This is a genomic window from Natronospirillum operosum (assembly GCF_004768465.1).
GTDB classification, from domain to species: Bacteria; Pseudomonadota; Gammaproteobacteria; order Pseudomonadales; family Natronospirillaceae; genus Natronospirillum; species Natronospirillum operosum.
In genome coordinates, this window is record NZ_SRMF01000008.1 from 27,625 (window position 1) to 46,952 (window position 19,328).

Genomic DNA, 19,328 nt, shown 5'->3' on the forward strand with positions numbered 1-19,328 from the left:
TTAAAGTTCCGATGCCAGCTTCTGTAACATCTCGTTGTGGACTTTCTCATCCACCGATGCGTCCACCACCTTTTCGGCGCCCGCCAAAGCCAGAACCGCAACCTGGGCACGCAGTGCTTCGCGGGCCTGGTTGCGTTCATGCTCGATCTCTTCCTGAGTGGCCTTGCGCAGACGATCGCCTTCGGCCCGGGCATCCGCCTTGGCCTCTTCGACGATCTTGCTGGCGCGACGATTGGCCTGCTCAACAATGGAAGCAGCCTGTTCCTTGGCTTCGCGCAGTTTCTCGGCGGCATTGTCTTGTGCCAGCTCCAGATCTTTCGCTGCTCGATCGGCCGCATTCAGGCCATCAGCGATTTTTTTCTGGCGTTCCTGCATGGCCTGCATAAGCGGCGGCCATACGAAGCGGGCGCAAAACCAGACGAACACACCAAAGGTGATGATTTGTCCGATAAATGTCAGGTTGAAATTCACGCCTTCACCTCGTTTGCTGTTGAGTTACGCGTAGTGAGCGCTGACAGGCGCTCACCGGTGTGTGTGCAACTCTGTCTTAAGCAACAACGAAGATCAGGTACATGGAAATACCCACACCGATAATCGGCAGAGCCTCAACCAGACCAGCGATGATGAAGAACTTGGTCTGCAGAGCCGGCGCCAGTTCAGGCTGACGGGCAGAGGTTTCCAGCAGCTTGCTGCCCAGCAGGCTGATGGAGAACGGAGCCGATACAGCGCCCAGGCCCATGATGATTGCAACAGTCAGATATACCATATCCATGATTGTCTCCCAGATTGTCAGTAGTTTGCGAAGTTTAAAGTTAAAACGTTTGAGTGCCGCCCTGCGGCACCCCGACACGACCCGGCTTCAGCCCGATCAGTGATCCTCGTGTGCCATGGCGATATACACCACCGTCAGCACCATGAAAATAAAGGCCTGCAGCGACACCACCAGAATATGGAATACCGCCCAGATGAATTGCAGCCCGCCGGCCAGTGGCCACAGCAGGAAGCCGGCGCTGAACATCAGCGCGATCAGAATGAAGATCATCTCCCCGGCATACATGTTGCCGAACAGACGCAGACCGAGGCTGAGCGGCTTGGAGAGCAGACCGACCAGTTCCATGAACAGGTTGACCGGAATGAAGAGCCAGTGGTTGAACGGCGTGAAGCAGAGCTCCTTGATAAACCCGAAGCCTTTCACCTTGAAGGAGTAGTACACCACCATCATCAGCACGAAGGTGGCCATGCCGAGCGTCACGTTGGGGTTGGTGGTGGGGGCAATTTTCTGATAGCCGACGCCGAACTGTTCCAGCGTGAAGGGCACCAGATCCACCGGCACCAGCTTCATCGAGTTCATCAGTAGCACCCACATGAAGATGGTCAGGGCGATCGGGCCGAGCGGACCGGTCTTGCCGTGAAACACCTGTTTGACGGTGTCATCGATGAATTCCAGGATCATCTCGATGGCATTCTGGAAACCGCCCGGCTGATCACTGGTGGCTTTCCTGCCCGCGCGCCAGAACAGAAACAGGAACAGGGCGCCCAGACCGATACTCCACATCATGGAATCGACATGAATGGACATGAAGCCCATCTCGGCCGCTTCGGAGCCACTCTCAGCCAGCTTCCAGCCCAGGTCCGGGTGGCGCCCGTAGGTCAGGTTGGTGAGGTGGTGATTGATATACTCAGAAGGGTTCTCGTATGCCATGGTTGGTTTATGCCTCTTCTGCTGCCGCAGCAGCCTTTGAACTTAGGAAACCGGTCAATATCAGGCCAAAAAGGTAGAAGATCACCAGCGCCAGCATCAGCGGCAGCCCGGAGACCTCCATCTCGCCTGTAAATATCAGACCCAGCGCCAGGGCGATGAACACCAGCTTGCCGAAAAAACCCACGGCCAGTGACATCAGAAGGCGGGCGGACTGGGTATCCCCGATGTGTCGCAGACTCATCAGAGTAAACAATCCGTGCGGTACCGCGTAGACAAGACCGCCCAACAGGACGGCCTGTCCGACAGCAGGAGAGACGAGACTGAATAGGGCAGCTGCAATCAGGATCACTCCGGCCTCGAGCAACAGGCCCCTGATCATGTAGCGTTTAAAAATTGTGGTTTCTGCCGCCTGCCCGTCTGTCGCCACCGAAAACGCCGAATATCCGCGAAAACGCGGCAAAGTATAGGGATAAGGTGGGGGCGCATCAACCATTGATTGAATTTCCGTTGTGATTTCATTGACCACTGGCCGGCCCCTGGTCACGCGGCCTACTTGAGGTGATTCAGAATACCGTCCAGTTCATCCAGATTGCTGTAGCGAATCACCAGCGACCCCTTGCCGCTGGCCTTGTGCTGAATCGCCACCGGCGCGCCGATCCGGGTGGCCAGTGTTTCTTCCAGTTTGCGGATATTGGCATCCACTGCCGGCTTGTCGGCAGCGGATTTCTTGCCCCCGGCCCGGCCTTCGGCAACCTGGCGCACCAGCTGTTCGGTCTGACGCACGTTGAGGGCGCGCGCCACGACTTCCCGGGCGGTGCTGTCCTGGGTATCACCGCTCAGGCTGAGCAGGGCGCGGGCGTGACCCATTTCCAGATCACCCTGCTCCAGCATGCGCCGCACTTCCGGGCTCAGGTTGAGCAGACGCAGCAGGTTCGCCACCGTAGCCCGGTTTTTGCCCACGATGTCGGCCACTTCCTGCTGGGTCAGGTCGAATTCCTTCTGCAGCCGCATCAGCGCCGTGGCTTCTTCCACCGGGTTGAGATCTTCGCGCTGGATATTCTCGATCAGCGCCATGGCAATGGCGTCTTCGTCGCTGACCGACCTGATCACGGCGGGAATATGCTCCAGGCCCGCCATGCGGGCGGCGCGCCAGCGCCGCTCACCGGCGATGATCTCGAAGCGGCTGCTGGTAATCGGGCGCACGACGATGGGCTCGATAATGCCCTGCGAGCGAATAGAGGCGGCCAGCTCTTCCAGACCTTCCGGCCCCATGTCGCGGCGCGGCTGATATTGGCCGGGCTGCAGCTGGTCGATCGCCAGGTAGCGCAAGTCCGATGGTGCCTGCTCGCGCGTTGATGGCAGGGCGTCGGCGGACGGCGTGGCCGGCTCGTGCTCGCCCGCTTCCACGGACACCGCCGGTTGACTGATCAGACTGCTCAGGCCCTTGCCCAGCCCCCGTTTTCTGCTTGCCATAACGTCAGTGTTTCCCTGTTCAGGCCTGTGGTTCCGGCGCATCTTCCTGGCGGCGTATCATCTCGCCGGCCAGGGCCAGATAGGACAGTGCCCCGCGTGAAGACTGGTCGTAATGCATGACCGGCAGGCCGTAAGACGGCGCCTCGGCCACGCGTATATTGCGCGGAATCACGGTGCGATACAGCGTTGCCCCGAAATGGTTCTTCAGCTCATTGGACACATCATTGGTCAGGCTGGTGCGCGCATCGTACATGGTACGCAGCACCCCCTCGACGGTCAGCCGCGGATTGATCTCGGCCTTGATCTGCTCGATGGTTTCGAGCAGGGCAGCAATGCCCTCAAGGGCGAAATACTCGCACTGCACCGGAATCAGCACGCCATCAGCCGCTGTCAGCGCATTGACCGTCAGCATGTTCAGTGACGGCGGGCAATCGAGAATGATGACATCGTACTGGTCCTGAATCGGGGTCAGCGCATTGGTCAGGCGCCGTTCCCGCTGCGGCATGCTGAGCAACTCCACCTCGGCGGCTGTTACATCGCTGTTGGAGGGCAGCACATCGTACAGGCCTTCCGGGGCCTGTTTCAGCACCCGGGCCACCGGCATCTCTTCGATCAGCACATGGTAGAGATGGTGTTCAATATCGTTCTTGTCGATACCGCTGCCCATGGTGGCGTTGCCCTGAGGATCCAGGTCCACCAGCAGCACCTTGCGTTTGGTGGCCACCAGAGAGGCCGCGAGGTTGATCGCCGTCGTGGTTTTGCCCACGCCACCCTTCTGGTTGGTGACGGCAATGATCTTTTTCATGCATTCACTCCGGTTGCCTGCCAGCACAGCTCGGCCAGTGCCATCACTGACTCCATCCCAGACGGACCAGATGACGCTCTCCGGGTAGGCCCGGCACATGCAGTCGCTGCACGGCCAGCACATCTACTGCGGCGGGCAGAGCCGCCAGTTCGGCCTCCGGATACTGGCCTTTCATGGCCAGAAATTGACCATCGCTGGCTAGCAGGTGACGCGACCACTGCACCATGTCTGCCAGCGAGGCAAAGGCACGACTGGTAATCGCGTTAAAGGGTTCAGCGCTAAAGGATTCCACACGCGCCTGTGTCGTTGCAACCTGTTTTAACCCCAGTTCCATAATCATCTGGCGAATGAAACGAATCTTCTTGCCGTTGCTGTCGAGACAGGTCACTTCGATGTCCGGTCGGACCATGGCCACCACCACCCCCGGCAGGCCGGCGCCGGTACCCACATCCAGCAGTGAGCCGGCGGGCAGGAAGGGCACAATGGCCAGACTGTCGAGCAGGTGACGCGAGATCATCTCCAGCGGGTCGCGCACTGCGGTCAGGTTATAGGCCTGATTCCATTTCACCAGGCCGGCATGATACGCCAGCAGTTGATCAGTCTGGTGGTCATCAAGCTGCACCGCCAACTGGTCGGCACCGGCGAGCAGAGCATTACGATAGGTGTCTGCCTGACTCATCAGGCAGACTTGCGCACAGCCGTGCGCTTCTTCAGGTGCACCAGCAGCAGACTCACCGCCGCCGGGGTCACCCCGGAAATACGACTGGCCTGGGCCAGGGTGCCGGGACGCACCTCGGCCAGCTTCTGGCGCACCTCGTTGGACAGGCCGGTGATCCCGGCATAATCCAGATCTTCCGGCAGCGGTGTGTCTTCGTGCCGGCGCAGCTGGTTGATCTCGTCCTGCTGGCGTTGAATGTAACCGGCATACTTGATTTCGGTTTCCACCTGCTGCGCCACGATATCCGATACCCGGTCAGCACCGGCTTCGGGCTCCGCCAGCGCTGCAATATCACCATAGGTCACCTTGGGCCGCTTGAGCAGATCAAGCAGGGTATATTCGCGCTTCAGGGGCTGGTCCAGCCAGGCACTGGCCAGTTCGGCCTGGGCACTGCCCGGCTGTACAAAGGTGGTCCGCAGGCGTTCGTGTTCGCGCGCCACCGCCTCGCGCTTGTCACAATAGGCCGCCCAGCGCGCGTCATCGACCAGACCCAGCTCGCGACCCTTTTCTGTGAGGCGTTGATCGGCATTGTCTTCGCGCAGCAGCAGGCGGTATTCGGCGCGGCTGGTGAACATGCGATAGGGCTCGCGGGTGCCCATGGTGATCAGGTCGTCAATCAGCACACCCGTGTAGGCTTCATCGCGACGCGGATACCAGGGTGCTTCGCCACGCGCTCGCAGGGCGGCATTCAGGCCCGCCAGCAGGCCCTGAGCACCGGCTTCTTCATAGCCGGTGGTGCCGTTGATCTGCCCGGCGAAGAACAGGTTGCCCGCAAAGCGGGTTTCCATCCAGTGGCGCAGATCCTGCGGGTCGAAGTAGTCATACTCGATGGCATAGCCGGGCCGCGTGATATGAGCCTTCTCGAAGCCGCGGATGCTGTGAATGAATTCGACCTGCACCGCGAACGGCAGGCTGGTGGAAATGCCGTTGGGATAGAGCTCGTTGGATTTCAGTCCTTCCGGCTCGACAAAGATCTGGTGCGACGACTTGTCGGCAAAGCGCACTACCTTGTCTTCAATAGACGGGCAGTAGCGCGGCCCCACGCCCTCGATATTGCCGCTGTACATGGCGGACTGATCCAGATTGGCGCGGATGATCTCGTGCGTGCGCTCGGTGGTGTGGGTCACGTGGCAGCACACCTGCTGCGGATGCTCGCTGCGGCTGCCCATATAGGACATGACCGGGCGCGGGTCATCGCCCCACTGCTCCTCCATCACGCTGAAATCGACACTGCGCCCGTCGATACGCGCCGGGGTGCCGGTTTTCAGGCGCCCGACCCGAAACGGCATCTCGCGCAAACGTTCGGCCAGGCGATTGGCCGGCGCATCGCCCATGCGGCCACCCTGATAGTTGTCGCTCCCGACATGAATACGGCCGCCCAGAAAGGTGCCGGCGGTCAGCACCACCGTGGTGCCGTGAATGCGGATACCGGTCTGGGTGACCACGCCCGTGACAGTGTCACCGTCCATGATCAGGTCATCGGCGCCCTGCTGAAAGATCCACAGATTGGGCTGGGCTTCGACGATATCGCGGATGGCAGCACGATACAGCTGCCGGTCGGCCTGGGCGCGGGTCGCGCGCACCGCCGGGCCCTTGCGGCTGTTGAGCACCCGGAACTGTATACCGCCACGATCCGTGGCCTGCGCCATGGCGCCACCCAGAGCGTCGATCTCCTTCACCAGATGACTCTTGCCGATACCCCCGATGGCCGGGTTGCAGGACATGACACCGACGGTTTCAATGTTGTGGGTCAGCAGCAGCGTCTGCACGCCCATGCGGGCAGCCGCCAGCGCGGCCTCGGTGCCGGCGTGGCCGCCACCGATGACGATGACCTCAAAACGGTTGGGAAAGTTCACAGGGCGCCTCAAAACGTTGGTGCATTCAGCGGGGTGCACATTATACGGATAAAAAGTGCACAGCAAAGGGGCAATGGGGCAGAGTCCTCCGGCCGGAGGCCAGAAGCGGCCCGAAAGCGGAAAATCCGCTTGGACAAGCCGTGTCCATCAGCCTAGAATTTTCAGCATGCCACATCAATAAAGAACAATGAAAATGCGCCGACAACTCATCGCACTGCTAGCTGGCCTGGCGCTCGCGCTTACTGCCGTGGCCGACGATTTCCCATCCCGTCCGCTGACCATGCTGATCGGCTTCAACCCGGGCGGCAGCACCGATATTCAGGGCATTGTACTGGCCGAAGTTCTGAGCGAGGAACTGGGTCAGCCGGTCGAGGTACTGCATTACCCCGGACGCGGCGGTGGCGTGGCAGCGGCAATGCTGGCCAGCAGCCTGGAAGGCGGCTATGTGTTCCAGTTCGGCCTGTCCAATCCCTTTGTGTTCACGCCCCTGACCACCAATACCTCCTATGATGCGCAGAGCTTTCGCTATGTGGCCGGTGTGACGCTGGATCAGCCCGCCATTGTAACCGGGCCGGATACACCTTTTTCCACCTGGGAAGGTATGCTGGAGTACGGTCGCGAGCGGGGCGAACTGATCTATGCCACCCAGAACCCGCATGATCAGTATGTCATGGAGACACTGATGGCCCGGGAAGGCATTGATCTGCGGATACTGCCCACCACCGGGGGCGCCGGCATGGCACCACTGATTATCAATGGCGAAGCGGATGTGGCCTTCAGTGGCGGCACCCACAGTGCCTACACGGACGACGGCCTGATGCGGCTGCTGGCCAGCCCAACCCGGGAGCGCCTGATGGCCTACCCCGATACGCCCACCCTGCTGGAGCTGGGCTACGACCTGGAGATGCACGCCTACCGCGTGCTGGCAGTACCGCGCGACACTCCGGACAGCCATGTCGATCGCCTGCGGGAGGCCCTGCGGGTTGCCGCAGCAGACTCCCGCTTTGTGGATGTGACCGAGTCAAAGATTCGCATGCCGACCACCTTTGTGACCGAAGACAAGCTCAGCACGCTGTTCCAGAATCAGATAGATGAGTTCCATGCACTGACCGAGCAGTGACTATTGCCCGCGATCATTGCGCAGGCAGGATTCCGCCTGCTGCACCCGACGACTCAGCACAGCGGCCTCTGACGCCTGCACGGTGACATGGCCAATCTTGCGGCCGGGCCTGGGCGTCTTGTCATAGTCATGCCAGCTGACACCGGGCACACTCAGCAGCCTCTTCACATCGGGCCGGCCTCCGTACACATTGAGCATCTGTACCGACTCCCGCGTTTCGGTATCCCCCAGCGGCAGTCCGCAGACCGCACGTACATGGTTCTCGAACTGGCTGGTACGAGCGCCCTCGATGGTCCAGTGGCCGGAGTTGTGCACTCGGGGTGCTATTTCGTTGGCCAGCAGCTGATCACCCTGGCGGAAGAATTCGAACGCCATGACACCCACATAACCGAGCTGATCCATGACCTGACCGGCATACTGCTCGGCAGCCGGCTGCAGCGGATGATGTGGCTGCGGTGTGGAGCGATACAGGATGCCCGCCTGATGTTCGTTGAGCACCAGATCATAGAAACGCAGTTCGCCAGCGCTGCTGCGCACACCGATACAGGACAGCTCGTCATCGAAATCGACAAAGCCTTCCAGCACACAGGGCACACTGCCCAGACCGGCCCAGGCGCCAGCCACATCCTCGGTGCTGCGCAACACGGCCTGGCCCTTGCCGTCATAACCCAGGGTACGGGTCTTCAGCACGGCCGGCAGACCGATGTCACCCACGGCGGCATCCAGATCGGCCTGGGAGTCGATCCGCGCCACCGGCGGCAGCGGAATATCCAGCTCGCGGAACAGGGATTTCTCGGCCCAGCGATCGCGTGCAGTGGCCAGTGCACCGGCAGGCGGCCAGACCGGAATGTGCTCGGCCAGGCAGGCCACCGAAGCAGGCGGGATATTCTCGAACTCGAAGGTGGCCACATCGACAGCGGCCGCCAGCTGCCCCATGGCATCCAGATCATCGAAACCGGCCATCAGATGCTCACCGAAGAAGCGCCCGCAGGCCTCGGCTCCGGGGTCCAGCAGCACGGTCCGTATACCCAGAGGCGCTGCCGCCAGCGCCATCATGCGGCCCAACTGGCCCGCCCCGACGATACCGAGCCGAGTCATGCAGTCGGCTCCGACGGGTCCGGCTGGGCCAGCACCCGCTCAGTCTGGGCGGCGCGGTAGGCTTCCAGTCGCGTTCTGACCTCGGGGTCCTGCAGCGCAATAATGGAGGCCGCCAGCAACGCCGAGTTCACCGCCCCGGCGCGGCCTATGGCCAGGGTGCCGGTGGGGATGCCGGCCGGCATCTGCACAATGCTGAGCAGAGAGTCCATGCCGTTCAGGGCTTTCGACTGCACCGGCACACCCAGCACCGGCAGCGCTGTCTTGGCCGCACACATGCCAGGCAGATGAGCCGCACCACCAGCGCCGGCGATAATCACCTGCAGTCCGCGACCGGCGGCCTGCCCGGCGTACTCGAACAACAGGTCCGGGGTGCGGTGGGCAGAGACCACACGGGTTTCAAACTCGATGCCCATGGCCTGCAGTGTATCCGCGCAGTGCTGCATGGTGTCCCAATCCGAGGTGGAGCCCATTATCACGCCCACTCTGGCTGTGCTCATTCTACTGTCCTCAACGACCTGGCTGTTGTGATATGACTGATTTCAGTCGGTACCGGAACCGCTGCGGGTACCGGATGGCAGAATACGGACCACCTGACGGCCATCACCGGCATCACTGCCACTGATCCGGGTGACCGGCTCCCGGGCCGCAGCCTGGGCCTCGGCTCCGGTTTCGGAAAACCCGCAGGATACACACTCCCGATACTGGAATTCCGGTGTGTCCGTAACTTCGGCGCGCAGCGTATCCTGCTCGCCGCAGGCCGGGCAGACAGCGCCGGCAATGAACCGCATGACCATGACTGAAGTCCTGTCGGGAAAGGGTCGCATTGTAGCAGAAAAGGGGTGGGCAGTCAGAGCGTGAGGTGGCTGATCTGGCGCATCAGGGACGTCATCTGTACCTGGGTGCACTCCGGCACATCGTCCAGCAGCTGGGCCAGATAACCCATGCGCTGATGCTGCAGCATCCGCATGCGGAAGAAGCAGGTGCCGTGCATCAGCCAGATCGGCGCCAGGCCTGTGGACGCCCACAGGCGCAGCGCCATCAACACACTGAAATGCGGTTCCTCGCCGGAATCCTCATAACGCGACAGTGTGCGCTGGGTGGTCCCCAGCAGGGCCGCCATGTCTTCCTGCGGGTACTGCACGATCTCGCGAAACTGGCGCAGGCCATTGGCCACCAGTACATAGTAGTGATCCAGCTCGGCACGTACCGCCTCCGGGTCCGGCCAGGTCAGCGCCGCCAGCGCTTCCGGACGGGGCAGGCGGCGTTGCAGATGCTCGGCCAGAATGTCCACCACGGCTTCAAACTGGATATCGCTGGCCCGGCCGGCAAATATCTGCACCGGCAGCCAGTGCCCGCGCACATGCAGATGGCTGAACACGGGCTCATAGCCACTGCCAATAAAGAAATAGGGAAAGGGCACACCCGTCAACTGCATGAAGCGGGCGGTGGTACTCATGCGCGGAAAGGAATCACCGGCCTCGTAGTTTCGATACTGGGTTCGGGACACGCCCATCTCACCGGCAATCTGCTCCTGCCCCCACCCCAGTTCGGCACGCAGCCGCCGCAGGTTAAGGGCATAGCATTCCCCTATGTTCTGCTCCAGCGCTTCGAAATCAAGATGCCTGGGTTTGAAATAGCGCCGAATTCGGTCAGCAACGGCCTGCAGGTCTTGCGCCACGACTGATCCCCTGAATGCATTCGGCTTCTATTCTGAGGTTCTGCCAACAGCCGGCCAAGTATCAAAGCCTCATTCTGCGGACTGGGTACGGTTTTAATCAGGACCTCACCGAGTCCGCAGCATGGGCTGACACGGCCTCTGCCTTCATCGCGTGCAGACTCGGGCCGTGGCCAGTTGATAAAAGGTGCCATTTCAGGGGGTCATTTTGGCAACTTTTCGACATAAACTTCTGACTTTCGCTGACATACACTGGTCCCTGTTCTGCCACACCATGGATGGTGTCAACAGGGATGTTGGCCAGCGGGTGAACGGTCCAGTGCGAGCCGCCGTCTGACCGGTGCAGAAAGGACTCTGCTTTTTCCGGCGGCTGCCGGCATCAACAGTTCCTCAGCGCCTGAATACTCCCCCGGAATGTCAGTGCTCATCCTGTTTCGACTGGTGGCGTCGTGCCAGGCGGTCGTGCATTTCGGCCGAGTCCTGATGCCGCTCGTGCACCTTTTCTTCCAGAAAATCCACCACCTGGCGCTGCAGCTTCACCTTGTTCAGACGATTGATATTGGTAATGCCACCCGGATTGCAGACATTCACTTCCAGAATCTTGTCGCCAATCATGTCCAGGCCTACAAAATAGAGGCCGTCCCGCGCCAGCTTGGGACCGACCTTGCGCAGGATGCGTTTCTGGCTGGCCGTCATGGTGTACGCATGGGCCGTGCCACCGGTCTGGATATTGGCGCGGAACTCGCCCTCAGCCGGCTTGCGGTTGTAGGCGCCGATAAAGCGCCCGTTGAGCATCAGCACCCGGACATCACCCTGGTCAGCGCCTTCTATATACTCCTGCAGAATCACATAGTTGCGCCCGCCATCGATGTAGAAATCGAGCAGGGAGTTGATATTGGTCATGGCCCGCCGTTCGAGCACGATCACGCCACGGCCGCCGGAACCGTCCAGCGGTTTCAGGATCATGCGGTCATGTTCCGATTCCTGAATCATGCGCAGCAGGTAGTCCTTGTTCTTGGACACATGCGTGACCGGCAGGAATTCGTTATGGGGGTCATGGAAGGTGGTGGTATAGAGCTTGTTGTTGGCCTTGCGCAGGCCATCGACCTCGTTGACCACCATGGTCAGGTCCTTGACCGAATCAAGAAAGTTGTAGGTAATGGGGTCGATCGGCGGGTCCTTGCGGATGAAAATCACATCCAGCGCCTGCAATGGCATCAGCTTGTCATCCAACTGCGCCCGTTTGAAAAAGGTGGCCACCTGTTCCGGCACCTTGTCACCCGACATGCGCACCCGCTTGACGAAACCATAGACGACATTGTTGCGCACGGTCAGGTTGCGCACATAAAGGACCGACACCTTGTAGCCGCGCTGCAGGCATTCCTGCATGATCAGCAGGGTCGAACTCTTGCCGGGCTCCAGATTCGCCCAGTCTTCAATCAGAAAACCAACATGCATAGTTTCGGTTCCGTTATCCTGTATTGCGCATACCGGCGGCAATGCCGGCAATGGTTACCATCAAGGCTTTTTCAATCACCTGCACTCGGGACGCCGGCCACTGTTCGCGCTCCGCCTGCCGTTCACGCGCCAGCAGTTCTATCTGCAGCCAGTGCAGCGGTTCGATATAGGGCTCGCGCAGCAGGATGCTCTCGCGGTTCCACTGATCACTGCGCATCAGCGTGTCTTCGCTGAGCAGTGCCTTGAGCGTCGCGGCATCGGCCAGCAGACGGTCAGCCAGGGTCTGCCCCAGGTGCTGCAATTCGGCTGGCACCAGGCGCTCAGCATAGGCCCGCGACAGATCGGCGTCGGTTTTCATGAACACCATTTCCAGCATGGCCAGCCGGGTGGCAAAGAAAGGCCAATCCTGACTCATTTCGTCCAGGGTGGCTGCATCCTGCCCATCCCGGGCCGTGCGGATGGCCTCGACTGCACCCAACCAGCTGGGCAGCAACAAGCGATTCTGTGACCAGGCAAAAATCCACGGGATGGCCCGCAGGGATTCTACGCCGCCTTCCTTCTTGCGTTTGGTCGGACGACTGCCCAGCGGCAGCTTGGCCAGCTCCTGCTCCGGCGTCGCGGCACGGAAAAAGGGCACAAAATCCGGGTCGTCCCGGACCACGGCGCGATAATGCCGGCAGGATTCATCCGCCAGCCGGTCCATCAGGTCGCGCCAGGCCGGCTGGGGCTCCGGTGGCGGCTGCAGCAGGGCTTCCAGCAGTGCACTGGCATAGAGTTGCAGACTGCGCACCGCGAGGTCCGGCAGACCGAACTTGAAACGAATCATCTCCCCCTGCTCGGTGACCCGCAGACCGCCGTCCACGGAGCCTGGCGGCTGGGACAGTATGGCGGCATGGGCCGGGCCACCACCGCGGCCGATACTGCCGCCCCGACCATGGAACAGGGTCAGGGTCAGGTCATGGGTCTGCGCCAGCTTGACCAGCGCCTCCTGGGCTCGGTACTGGGCCCAGTTGGCGGCCAGCACGCCGGCATCCTTGGCCGAATCCGAATAACCGATCATGACCGCCTGCTGACCTTGAATATAGCCCCGATACCAGTCGATGTTCAGCAGCGCGCCAATGGTCTCTGTGGCGCCGTTCAGGTCATCCAGGGTTTCAAACAGGGGAGCTACGGGCATGGCCCAGTCGACTCCGCATTCACGCAACAGCAACTGCACGGCCAGCACATCGGAAGGACGACTGGCCATGGAAATCACATAGAGTCCGAATGATTCGGGCGGAAAGCGGCTGATCGTGCGACAGGTATCCAGCACCTCCCGGGTCTCGGGGGAAGGGGACCACTGACGGGGGAGCAGGGGCCTGCGACTGGCCAGCTCACGCAGCAGGAAGGCCTGCTTTTCTTCCTCGGTCCAGTGGGTATAGTCGCCCAGGCCCAGATAGCGCGTCAGCTCGCCGAGCGCATTGAGGTGGTACTCGCTGTGCTGGCGGATATCGAGGCGCTGCAGACCGGTACCGAAGGTGTGTACCCGGCGCAAGGTGTCCTTGAGTCGGCCATCGGCGATCACATCGAGGCCACAGGCACACAGGGAATCATGGCAGGCCTGCAGCGGGGTCAGCAGGGCATCATCGCTGAGCAGACAGTCTTCCAGTGCCACCCGATCCCCGCTGAGACGCCGATTGATGGCTTCCTTGACCTGCAGCAGCCGGTTGCGCAGTGATTTCAGCAAGGCGCGATAGGGTTCGGGGCCGTCACCGGCCAGGGTGCGGAACTCCTCGGTGCAGTCGGCCATGGACAGTTCCGACCCCAGTTGATGCAGGGTATCGGCAAAGAGCTCGGCGGCTTTCCAGCGCGCCAGCAACAGGACCTGCTCGGTCACCGCAGCGGTGACGTTGGGGTTGCCGTCCCGATCACCGCCCATCCAGGAGGAAAAGCGTACCGGCCGGGCGGCCAGCGGCAAATCCAGTTCGTGTTCCGCCAGGGTCGATTCATAGTCGCGCAGGAAACGGGGTACTGCGTCCCACAGGGAATTCTCGATAACGGCAAAGCCCCAGCGGGCCTCATCGACCGGCGTCGGTCGCGTGGCGCGGATTTCTTCCGTATGCCAGGACTGGCTGACCAGTTCCTCGATGCGTCGGTCCGCGTCCCTGGTGGCCTCCGGATCACGACCGTCATCCCAGTGCCAGAGTTCACTGGCCAGTTCACTGTACTTGTGGATCAGGGTGCGCCGGGTGACCTCGGTCGGGTGGGCCGTCAATACCATGTCCATATGCAGCTTGTTCACCGCCGTCTGCCGGGCCGCCTGGGTAACACCACCGGTACGCAGACGCTCGAGGGTGTCGGGGAGCGGATTCGGATAGGGCTGCTGGGCTCGACCCGCCGGCGACACCGTATGGTGCTGTTCGGCGATATTGGCCAGGTTCAGAAACTGGGCAAAGGCGCGGGCCAGTACCAGCAGGTCTTCATCGTTGTGGGTACGGAAGGTTTCGGCCATTTTCTGGCGCGCCGACAGGTCACCCTCACGCGCCGCCTTGCCCAGATGGCGCAGCGCTTCCACCCGCTCCAGCCAGGCTTCACCATGGGCCCCGGCAATGGTGCGGCCCAGCGTTTCGCCCAGTTGTCTGACCTGACGGCGCAGTTGTGCATGTGCTGCCATGACTAGTTACTCCATTACGGATGCAGAGATGGATCGCCCCTGGCGAATCAGGCCTGGCCACCGCCGGCCAGCATGGCCGGATCGATGCCCAGTTCGGACAGCGCTGCGTCATAGCGCTCATAGGGGGCACAGTCGAACACCAGCCCGGCGCGCGCCGGCACGGTCAGCCAGGCATTGCTGGCCAGTTCCTGCTCCAGCTGGCCGGCACCCCAGCCCGCGTAACCGAGGCAGATCTGATACCGGGCCGGGCCTGTGCCGCCGGCAACGGCCTGCAGAACGTCCTTGGACGTGGTAACGCTCCAGTGATCATTGCTGACCGAGGATTCCCACTCCTGCTGATCACCATGCAGCACGAAACCGCGCTCGCGCATTACCGGCCCGCCAAACACCAGAGGCGGGGCGGTCGCGCTGCTCTCGGCCGGGATGCCCAGATTACCGAACAGTTCGGCCTGGGTCATGGCTACCGGCTTGTTGACGATGATGCCCATGGCGCCGTCATCATCATGCTGCACAATATAGACCACGGCCCGCGCAAAGAAAGCATCCTGCAGCAGCGGCATGGCGACCAGCAGGTGGTGTGACAGAGACTGGCTCATGCGGTGAAGCTCACACGGACGGGTATCGACATAGCGGGGCGCTTCCTCGATCGAATTTCGGTCATAGCCGCATTATGGAGGACGATCCGGCCGGGATACAAATGCAATCTGGCGAGTCTGACTATAGTTCACAGGGGCATGGCCGATAATTGTCATCAGCGCCCCCCAATTCTGCAGTGGAGTAAAAGATGGCCAGCCTGCGCGTTAAACTCATGCTGGCGGTGCTGCTGATGGCCTTTCTGGCCATCGCAGTGCGTTCCGCCTTTGCCTATATTGATCAGCGTAACCAGACGCTGGATCTGGTGTCGAGCCAGATCGACATTGCCGGGGCCACCCTGTCGTCCAACATCGACCAGTGGCTGACACGCAACAAGCAGACCGTGGAGGCCGCCGCTGACAGGCTCGCCGCTGGCCAGGACACCATAGAGGTGCTGGATCTGATTGTGCGCGCCGGCAACTATATGTTCGCCTATCTGGGTGAAGACGACGGCACCATGACGCTGCGTCCGGAAGATCCGCTGCCCGATGACTATGATCCGCGCACCCGGCCCTGGTACGAACTGGCCGTGGCCGACAACGATTCGGTGCTGACCAGCCCCTATGCCGATGCCGCTACCGGGGAACTGATACTGACTTTCGCTACCCCCTGGCCGGGTCAGGGCGTCGTAGGCGCCGATGTGTCTCTGCAGGAGGTTGTCCGCTCTGTACTGGCCGTCGATCTGACTGCCAGCGGCTACGCCTTTCTGGTCGACGGCGAGGGCAACCTGATTGCCCACCCCGACGAGGAGCTGGCCCTGGCCGAGACCACACGCATGAATTCGGAACTCACGCCAGCGGCACTGCGTGAACTGCGCCGCAGCGGCGACATGCGCACCCTGACCATAGACGGGCGTACCAGCCTGGTGAGCTTTACCACCATTCCGGACAGTGACTGGAGCCTGGGTTTCGTACTTGATCGATCCCAGGTCTATGCGCCGGTCAACCGGGCTCTGATTGCTACCATCGTCGGCACCCTGATGATACTGGCCGTCTACGGGGTGGTAGCCTGGATACTGCTGGGCTGGCTGTTGCGCCCGCTGCAACGCATGCGTCAGGCCATGCTGGACATCGGCAGTGGCGGTGGCGACCTTACACAGCGCCTGGAAGTCCATGGCCGGGACGAAATTGCCCAGGTCAGCGGCGCCTTCAATCAACTGATGGGCACCATGCAATCACTGCTGCAGGAAGTCAGAGCCACCGGGGATCGGCTGACCCAGCAGGCCAGTGACACGCACGGTGACGTGGATCGCAACAATACCCAGATCAGGCGCCAGCAGGACGAAATCGGTCAGGTGGCAGCGGCTATTCACGAGATGTCCGTGACCGCCAATGAAGTGGCCCAGGGCGCGCAGGAAACCCTGGAAGCCGCCAAGGCCTCGGGCGAAGCGGCCGAGAGCGGTCTGGAGAAGGCGCAGCACAACAAGGGCAACATGGAACTCCTGAGCACCCGCATCAATGAATCCACAGAGGTGATTCAGGGGCTCAACGACCATGCACTGAAGATCAACACCATCATTTCTACCATTCAGGAAATAGCCGAACAGACCAACCTGCTGGCCCTGAACGCAGCCATAGAGGCCGCCCGTGCCGGCGAGCACGGACGCGGCTTCGCTGTGGTGGCCGACGAGGTGCGCGCCCTGTCCAAGCGCACGCATGAAGCCACGGGTGAAATCCAGTCCATGATCGAACAGCTGCAGGGCCAGACCAGCCAGTCGGTCGACATGATGCAGCAGTCAGTCGAACTCACCGCAGACACCAGAGAGAATGCCATCCAGGTCTCCGAGAGCCTGAACGCCATTCATGAAGCGGTGCAGCACATCAATGACCGCTCGGAGCGGATTGCAGACGCGTCCGGTGAGCAGCACAAGGCCACGGACGAGATCAGCCGCATCACTTCGGAGATCAAGACCGCCGCTGACGAAATGGCCGGCAACTCGCATGATGCCGCAGAGCGGGCGCGGGAACTGGGCAGCCTGGCGCAGGATCTGGAGGATAAACTGCGCCGCTTCGTGCTCTGACCGCTCCGCCGCCCGGGTTCAGGCGGCCCGGGTGGTGATACCCGAATGGCGCAGCAGGGCGTCGATTTGCGGATCCCGACCCCGGAAGGCCCGGTACAACTCTGCGGCTGGCCGGGCTCCGCCCTGGGCCAGAATGCAGTCGCGAAAGTCCTGCGCCGGTGCGGCAGCAAATATCCCTTCCTCTTCAAAGCGGGCAAAGGCATCGGCGCTCAGCACCTCGGCCCACTTGTAGCTGTAATAGCCTGCCGCGTAGCCGCCGGAAAAGATGTGACCAAAGCTGTTTTCGAAACGGGCATAGGGGGCCACCGGTACCACACAGACGCGCTCGCGGACCTGTCGCAGTGATTCCCGTATGGCCTCGACCCCGGCGCCCGGCTGCCAGTTGGCGTGCAGTTCGAAATCGAACAGCGAGAATTCCAGCTGCCGCATCATCTGCAGCGCAGACTGGAAGTTGCGCGCCCGCAACATGCGCTCCAGCAGGCCCTGCGGCAGTGGTTCACCGGTATCCACATGACCGGAGATAAAGGCCAGAGCTTCCGGCTCCCAGCAGAAGTTCTCCATGAACTGGCTGGGCAGTTCGACCGCATCCCAGGCCACGCCATTGATGCCACTGACCGAGCCTACCTCTACCTGCGTCAGCATGTGATGCAGACCATGGCCGAACTCGTGAAACAGGGTGGTGACCTCGTCATGGGTCAGCAGTCCAGGCCGCCCCCCGACCGGGGCCGTGAAATTGCAGGTCAGGTAGGCCACCGGCAACTGCAGCCCCCGCTCGGTGCGCCGCCGGATACGGCAATCATCCATCCAGGCACCGCCGCGCTTGCCCTGGCGGGCATAGGGGTCGAGGTAGAACAGCGCTACCGGCTGCCCCTGATCCTGCAGTTCGAACAGGCGCACATCCGGATGATAGGTATCGAAGTCCTGCCGTTCCACCACATCGATGTGGTACAGCCGGCGCACCAGCTCGAACAGTCCGGACAGCACCCGGTCCACCGGGAACCAGGGTTTCAGTTGCTCGTCCGACAGCGCATAGCGCGCCTGCTTGAGCTGTTCACTGGCCCAGGGCAGATCCCAGGACTCCAGCTGGTCCAGACCCAGCTCGCTGCGGGCGAAGTCTTCCAGTTCGGCAAATTCCTCCCGCGCCTGCGGCAGCGCCCGGTCCGCCAACTGGTGCAGGAAGCCCAGTACCTCATCCACCGAGGATGCCATGCGGGTTTCCAGTGCTTCTTCGGCGTAGTGCGCATAGCCCAGCATCCGCGCCGCTTCATGCCGCCGGTCCATGATATCGGCCATCAGCGGGCTGTTGTCCCAGCGTCCCGCCTGCGGCCCCTGATCGGAAGCGCGGGTATTGAAGGCTGCGTGCACTTCCCGGCGCAGGGCACGGTCATTGGCATAGGTCATGACCGGCAGGTAGGAGGGGAATTCCAGATTGATCAGCCAGCCTGTCTTGCCAGCGACCTCGGCATTGGCGGCCAGCGTATCCAGTGCCGACTCCGGCAGGCCATCCAGGCGATTCCTGTCCTCGATCAGCAGGGTCCAGCCCTGGGTGGCGTCCAGCAACTGCTCGGAAAAACGATTGGACAGGCTGGCCAGCTCCGACATCAGGGTTCGAAAACGCGCCTGCTGGTCGGCCGGCAGGTCAATACCGGCCAGCCGGCCATCACGCAGCACATTGTCCACGGCGGTCTGCTCGGCCGGCGTCAGTGCGGCCCAGTGCCGGCCATTGCGCAGGGCCTGATAGCGGGCATGGAGGCCCGCATGCTGGGCCACCTCGGTTTCATGTTCGGTCAGCCGCTCGACGGCCTGCCGGTAGACCTCGCGCCATTCCGGGCGGTCGCGCACGCCGGCCAGATGACTGACCGGGGAAAAGGCCTGTGCCACCTCGTCTTCGACCTGCTCCAGCGGCGCCATGACGGAATCCCAGGTCGCCGTGCCCGCATCAGCAGCCACGGCTTCGACCACGGCGTTGTAACGCGCCAGCAAGGTATCCAGAGCCGGCAAGACATGCTCGGCTTCCAACAGCGAAAAGGGGGGCAGTTCATGTGCTGTCAGCAAAGGGTTGGCCGCAGTCATAATGCTTTCCTCGGGTTCTGTTCAGGGCTATCCGGGCTGGGGCT

General features: G+C 61.8%; 18 protein-coding genes. 2 read left to right on the top strand and 16 right to left on the bottom strand.

Annotation, left to right across the window (positions count from 1 at the left end):
- From E4656_RS15685 to mnmG, 8 genes are all read right to left on the bottom strand, one after another.
- A complete protein-coding gene (locus tag E4656_RS15685) occupies nt 1-471 on the bottom strand; it encodes a F0F1 ATP synthase subunit B (protein ID WP_135484253.1) in 471 nt (156 codons plus the stop codon).
- A gap of 76 nt (nt 472-547) precedes the next feature.
- Entirely contained in the window at nt 548-772 is a 225-nt protein-coding gene (gene atpE, locus E4656_RS15690) for a F0F1 ATP synthase subunit C (RefSeq protein ID WP_135484254.1), read from the bottom strand.
- 96 nt (nt 773-868) lie between these two features.
- Complete coding sequence (gene atpB / locus E4656_RS15695) at nt 869-1,702, bottom strand: F0F1 ATP synthase subunit A (protein WP_135484255.1); 834 nt, start codon at nt 1,700-1,702, stop codon at nt 869-871.
- Nucleotides 1,703-1,709: 7 nt separating this feature from the next.
- A complete protein-coding gene (locus E4656_RS15700) occupies nt 1,710-2,228 on the bottom strand; it encodes an ATP synthase subunit I (RefSeq protein WP_135484256.1) in 519 nt (172 codons plus the stop codon).
- Between the two features lie 23 nt (nt 2,229-2,251).
- Complete coding sequence (locus E4656_RS15705; RefSeq protein ID WP_135484257.1) at nt 2,252-3,175, bottom strand: ParB/RepB/Spo0J family partition protein; 924 nt, start codon at nt 3,173-3,175, stop codon at nt 2,252-2,254.
- 19 nt (nt 3,176-3,194) lie between these two features.
- Entirely contained in the window at nt 3,195-3,980 is a 786-nt protein-coding gene (locus tag E4656_RS15710) for a ParA family protein (protein WP_135484258.1), read from the bottom strand.
- A 43-nt stretch (nt 3,981-4,023) separates the two neighbouring features.
- Entirely contained in the window at nt 4,024-4,659 is a 636-nt protein-coding gene (gene rsmG / locus E4656_RS15715; RefSeq protein WP_135484259.1) for a 16S rRNA (guanine(527)-N(7))-methyltransferase RsmG, read from the bottom strand.
- Nucleotides 4,659-6,554 (bottom strand): tRNA uridine-5-carboxymethylaminomethyl(34) synthesis enzyme MnmG, encoded by a 1,896-nt coding sequence (mnmG, locus tag E4656_RS15720; protein WP_135484260.1) that lies wholly within the window; start codon nt 6,552-6,554, stop codon nt 4,659-4,661. The genes rsmG and mnmG overlap by 1 nt, the downstream gene beginning before the upstream one ends.
- A 193-nt stretch (nt 6,555-6,747) precedes the next feature.
- Between mnmG and E4656_RS15725 the strand changes: the two genes are divergently transcribed.
- Nucleotides 6,748-7,674, top strand: a complete 927-nt coding sequence (locus E4656_RS15725; RefSeq protein ID WP_240754001.1) for a tripartite tricarboxylate transporter substrate binding protein — start codon at nt 6,748-6,750, stop codon at nt 7,672-7,674.
- Here E4656_RS15725 and E4656_RS15730 read toward each other — a convergent pair whose 3' ends face one another.
- The 7 genes from E4656_RS15730 to E4656_RS15760 all read right to left on the bottom strand — a co-directional run bounded on the left by E4656_RS15730 (nt 7,675) and on the right by E4656_RS15760 (nt 15,154).
- Complete coding sequence (locus E4656_RS15730) at nt 7,675-8,772, bottom strand: 5-(carboxyamino)imidazole ribonucleotide synthase (RefSeq protein ID WP_135484262.1); 1,098 nt, start codon at nt 8,770-8,772, stop codon at nt 7,675-7,677.
- Nucleotides 8,769-9,269 (bottom strand): 5-(carboxyamino)imidazole ribonucleotide mutase, encoded by a 501-nt coding sequence (gene purE / locus E4656_RS15735; RefSeq protein ID WP_135484263.1) that lies wholly within the window; start codon nt 9,267-9,269, stop codon nt 8,769-8,771. Before purE ends, E4656_RS15730 begins: the two co-directional genes overlap by 4 nt.
- A gap of 42 nt (nt 9,270-9,311) precedes the next feature.
- A complete protein-coding gene (locus E4656_RS15740) occupies nt 9,312-9,566 on the bottom strand; it encodes a YheV family putative zinc ribbon protein (protein WP_135484264.1) in 255 nt (84 codons plus the stop codon).
- Nucleotides 9,567-9,619: 53 nt separating this feature from the next.
- Nucleotides 9,620-10,450, bottom strand: a complete 831-nt coding sequence (locus tag E4656_RS15745) for a helix-turn-helix transcriptional regulator (protein ID WP_135484265.1) — start codon at nt 10,448-10,450, stop codon at nt 9,620-9,622.
- A gap of 414 nt (nt 10,451-10,864) precedes the next feature.
- Nucleotides 10,865-11,905 carry a glutathione synthase gene (gene gshB, locus E4656_RS15750; RefSeq protein WP_135484266.1) on the bottom strand — a complete coding sequence of 347 codons (1,041 nt, stop codon included), beginning with the start codon at nt 11,903-11,905 and terminating at the stop codon, nt 10,865-10,867.
- 13 nt (nt 11,906-11,918) lie between these two features.
- A complete protein-coding gene (gene ppc / locus E4656_RS15755) occupies nt 11,919-14,558 on the bottom strand; it encodes a phosphoenolpyruvate carboxylase (RefSeq protein ID WP_135484267.1) in 2,640 nt (879 codons plus the stop codon).
- A 47-nt stretch (nt 14,559-14,605) separates the two neighbouring features.
- Entirely contained in the window at nt 14,606-15,154 is a 549-nt protein-coding gene (locus E4656_RS15760) for a YqgE/AlgH family protein (protein ID WP_135484268.1), read from the bottom strand.
- Between the two features lie 188 nt (nt 15,155-15,342).
- Between E4656_RS15760 and E4656_RS15765 the strand changes: the two genes are divergently transcribed.
- A complete protein-coding gene (locus E4656_RS15765; protein ID WP_135484269.1) occupies nt 15,343-17,211 on the top strand; it encodes a methyl-accepting chemotaxis protein in 1,869 nt (622 codons plus the stop codon).
- 18 nt (nt 17,212-17,229) lie between these two features.
- Here the strand turns inward: E4656_RS15765 and E4656_RS15770 are convergent, their stop codons facing one another.
- Nucleotides 17,230-19,284, bottom strand: coding sequence for a M3 family metallopeptidase (locus E4656_RS15770; RefSeq protein ID WP_135484270.1), 2,055 nt, complete (start codon nt 19,282-19,284; stop codon nt 17,230-17,232).
- Between the last annotated feature and the right edge of the window lie 44 nt (nt 19,285-19,328).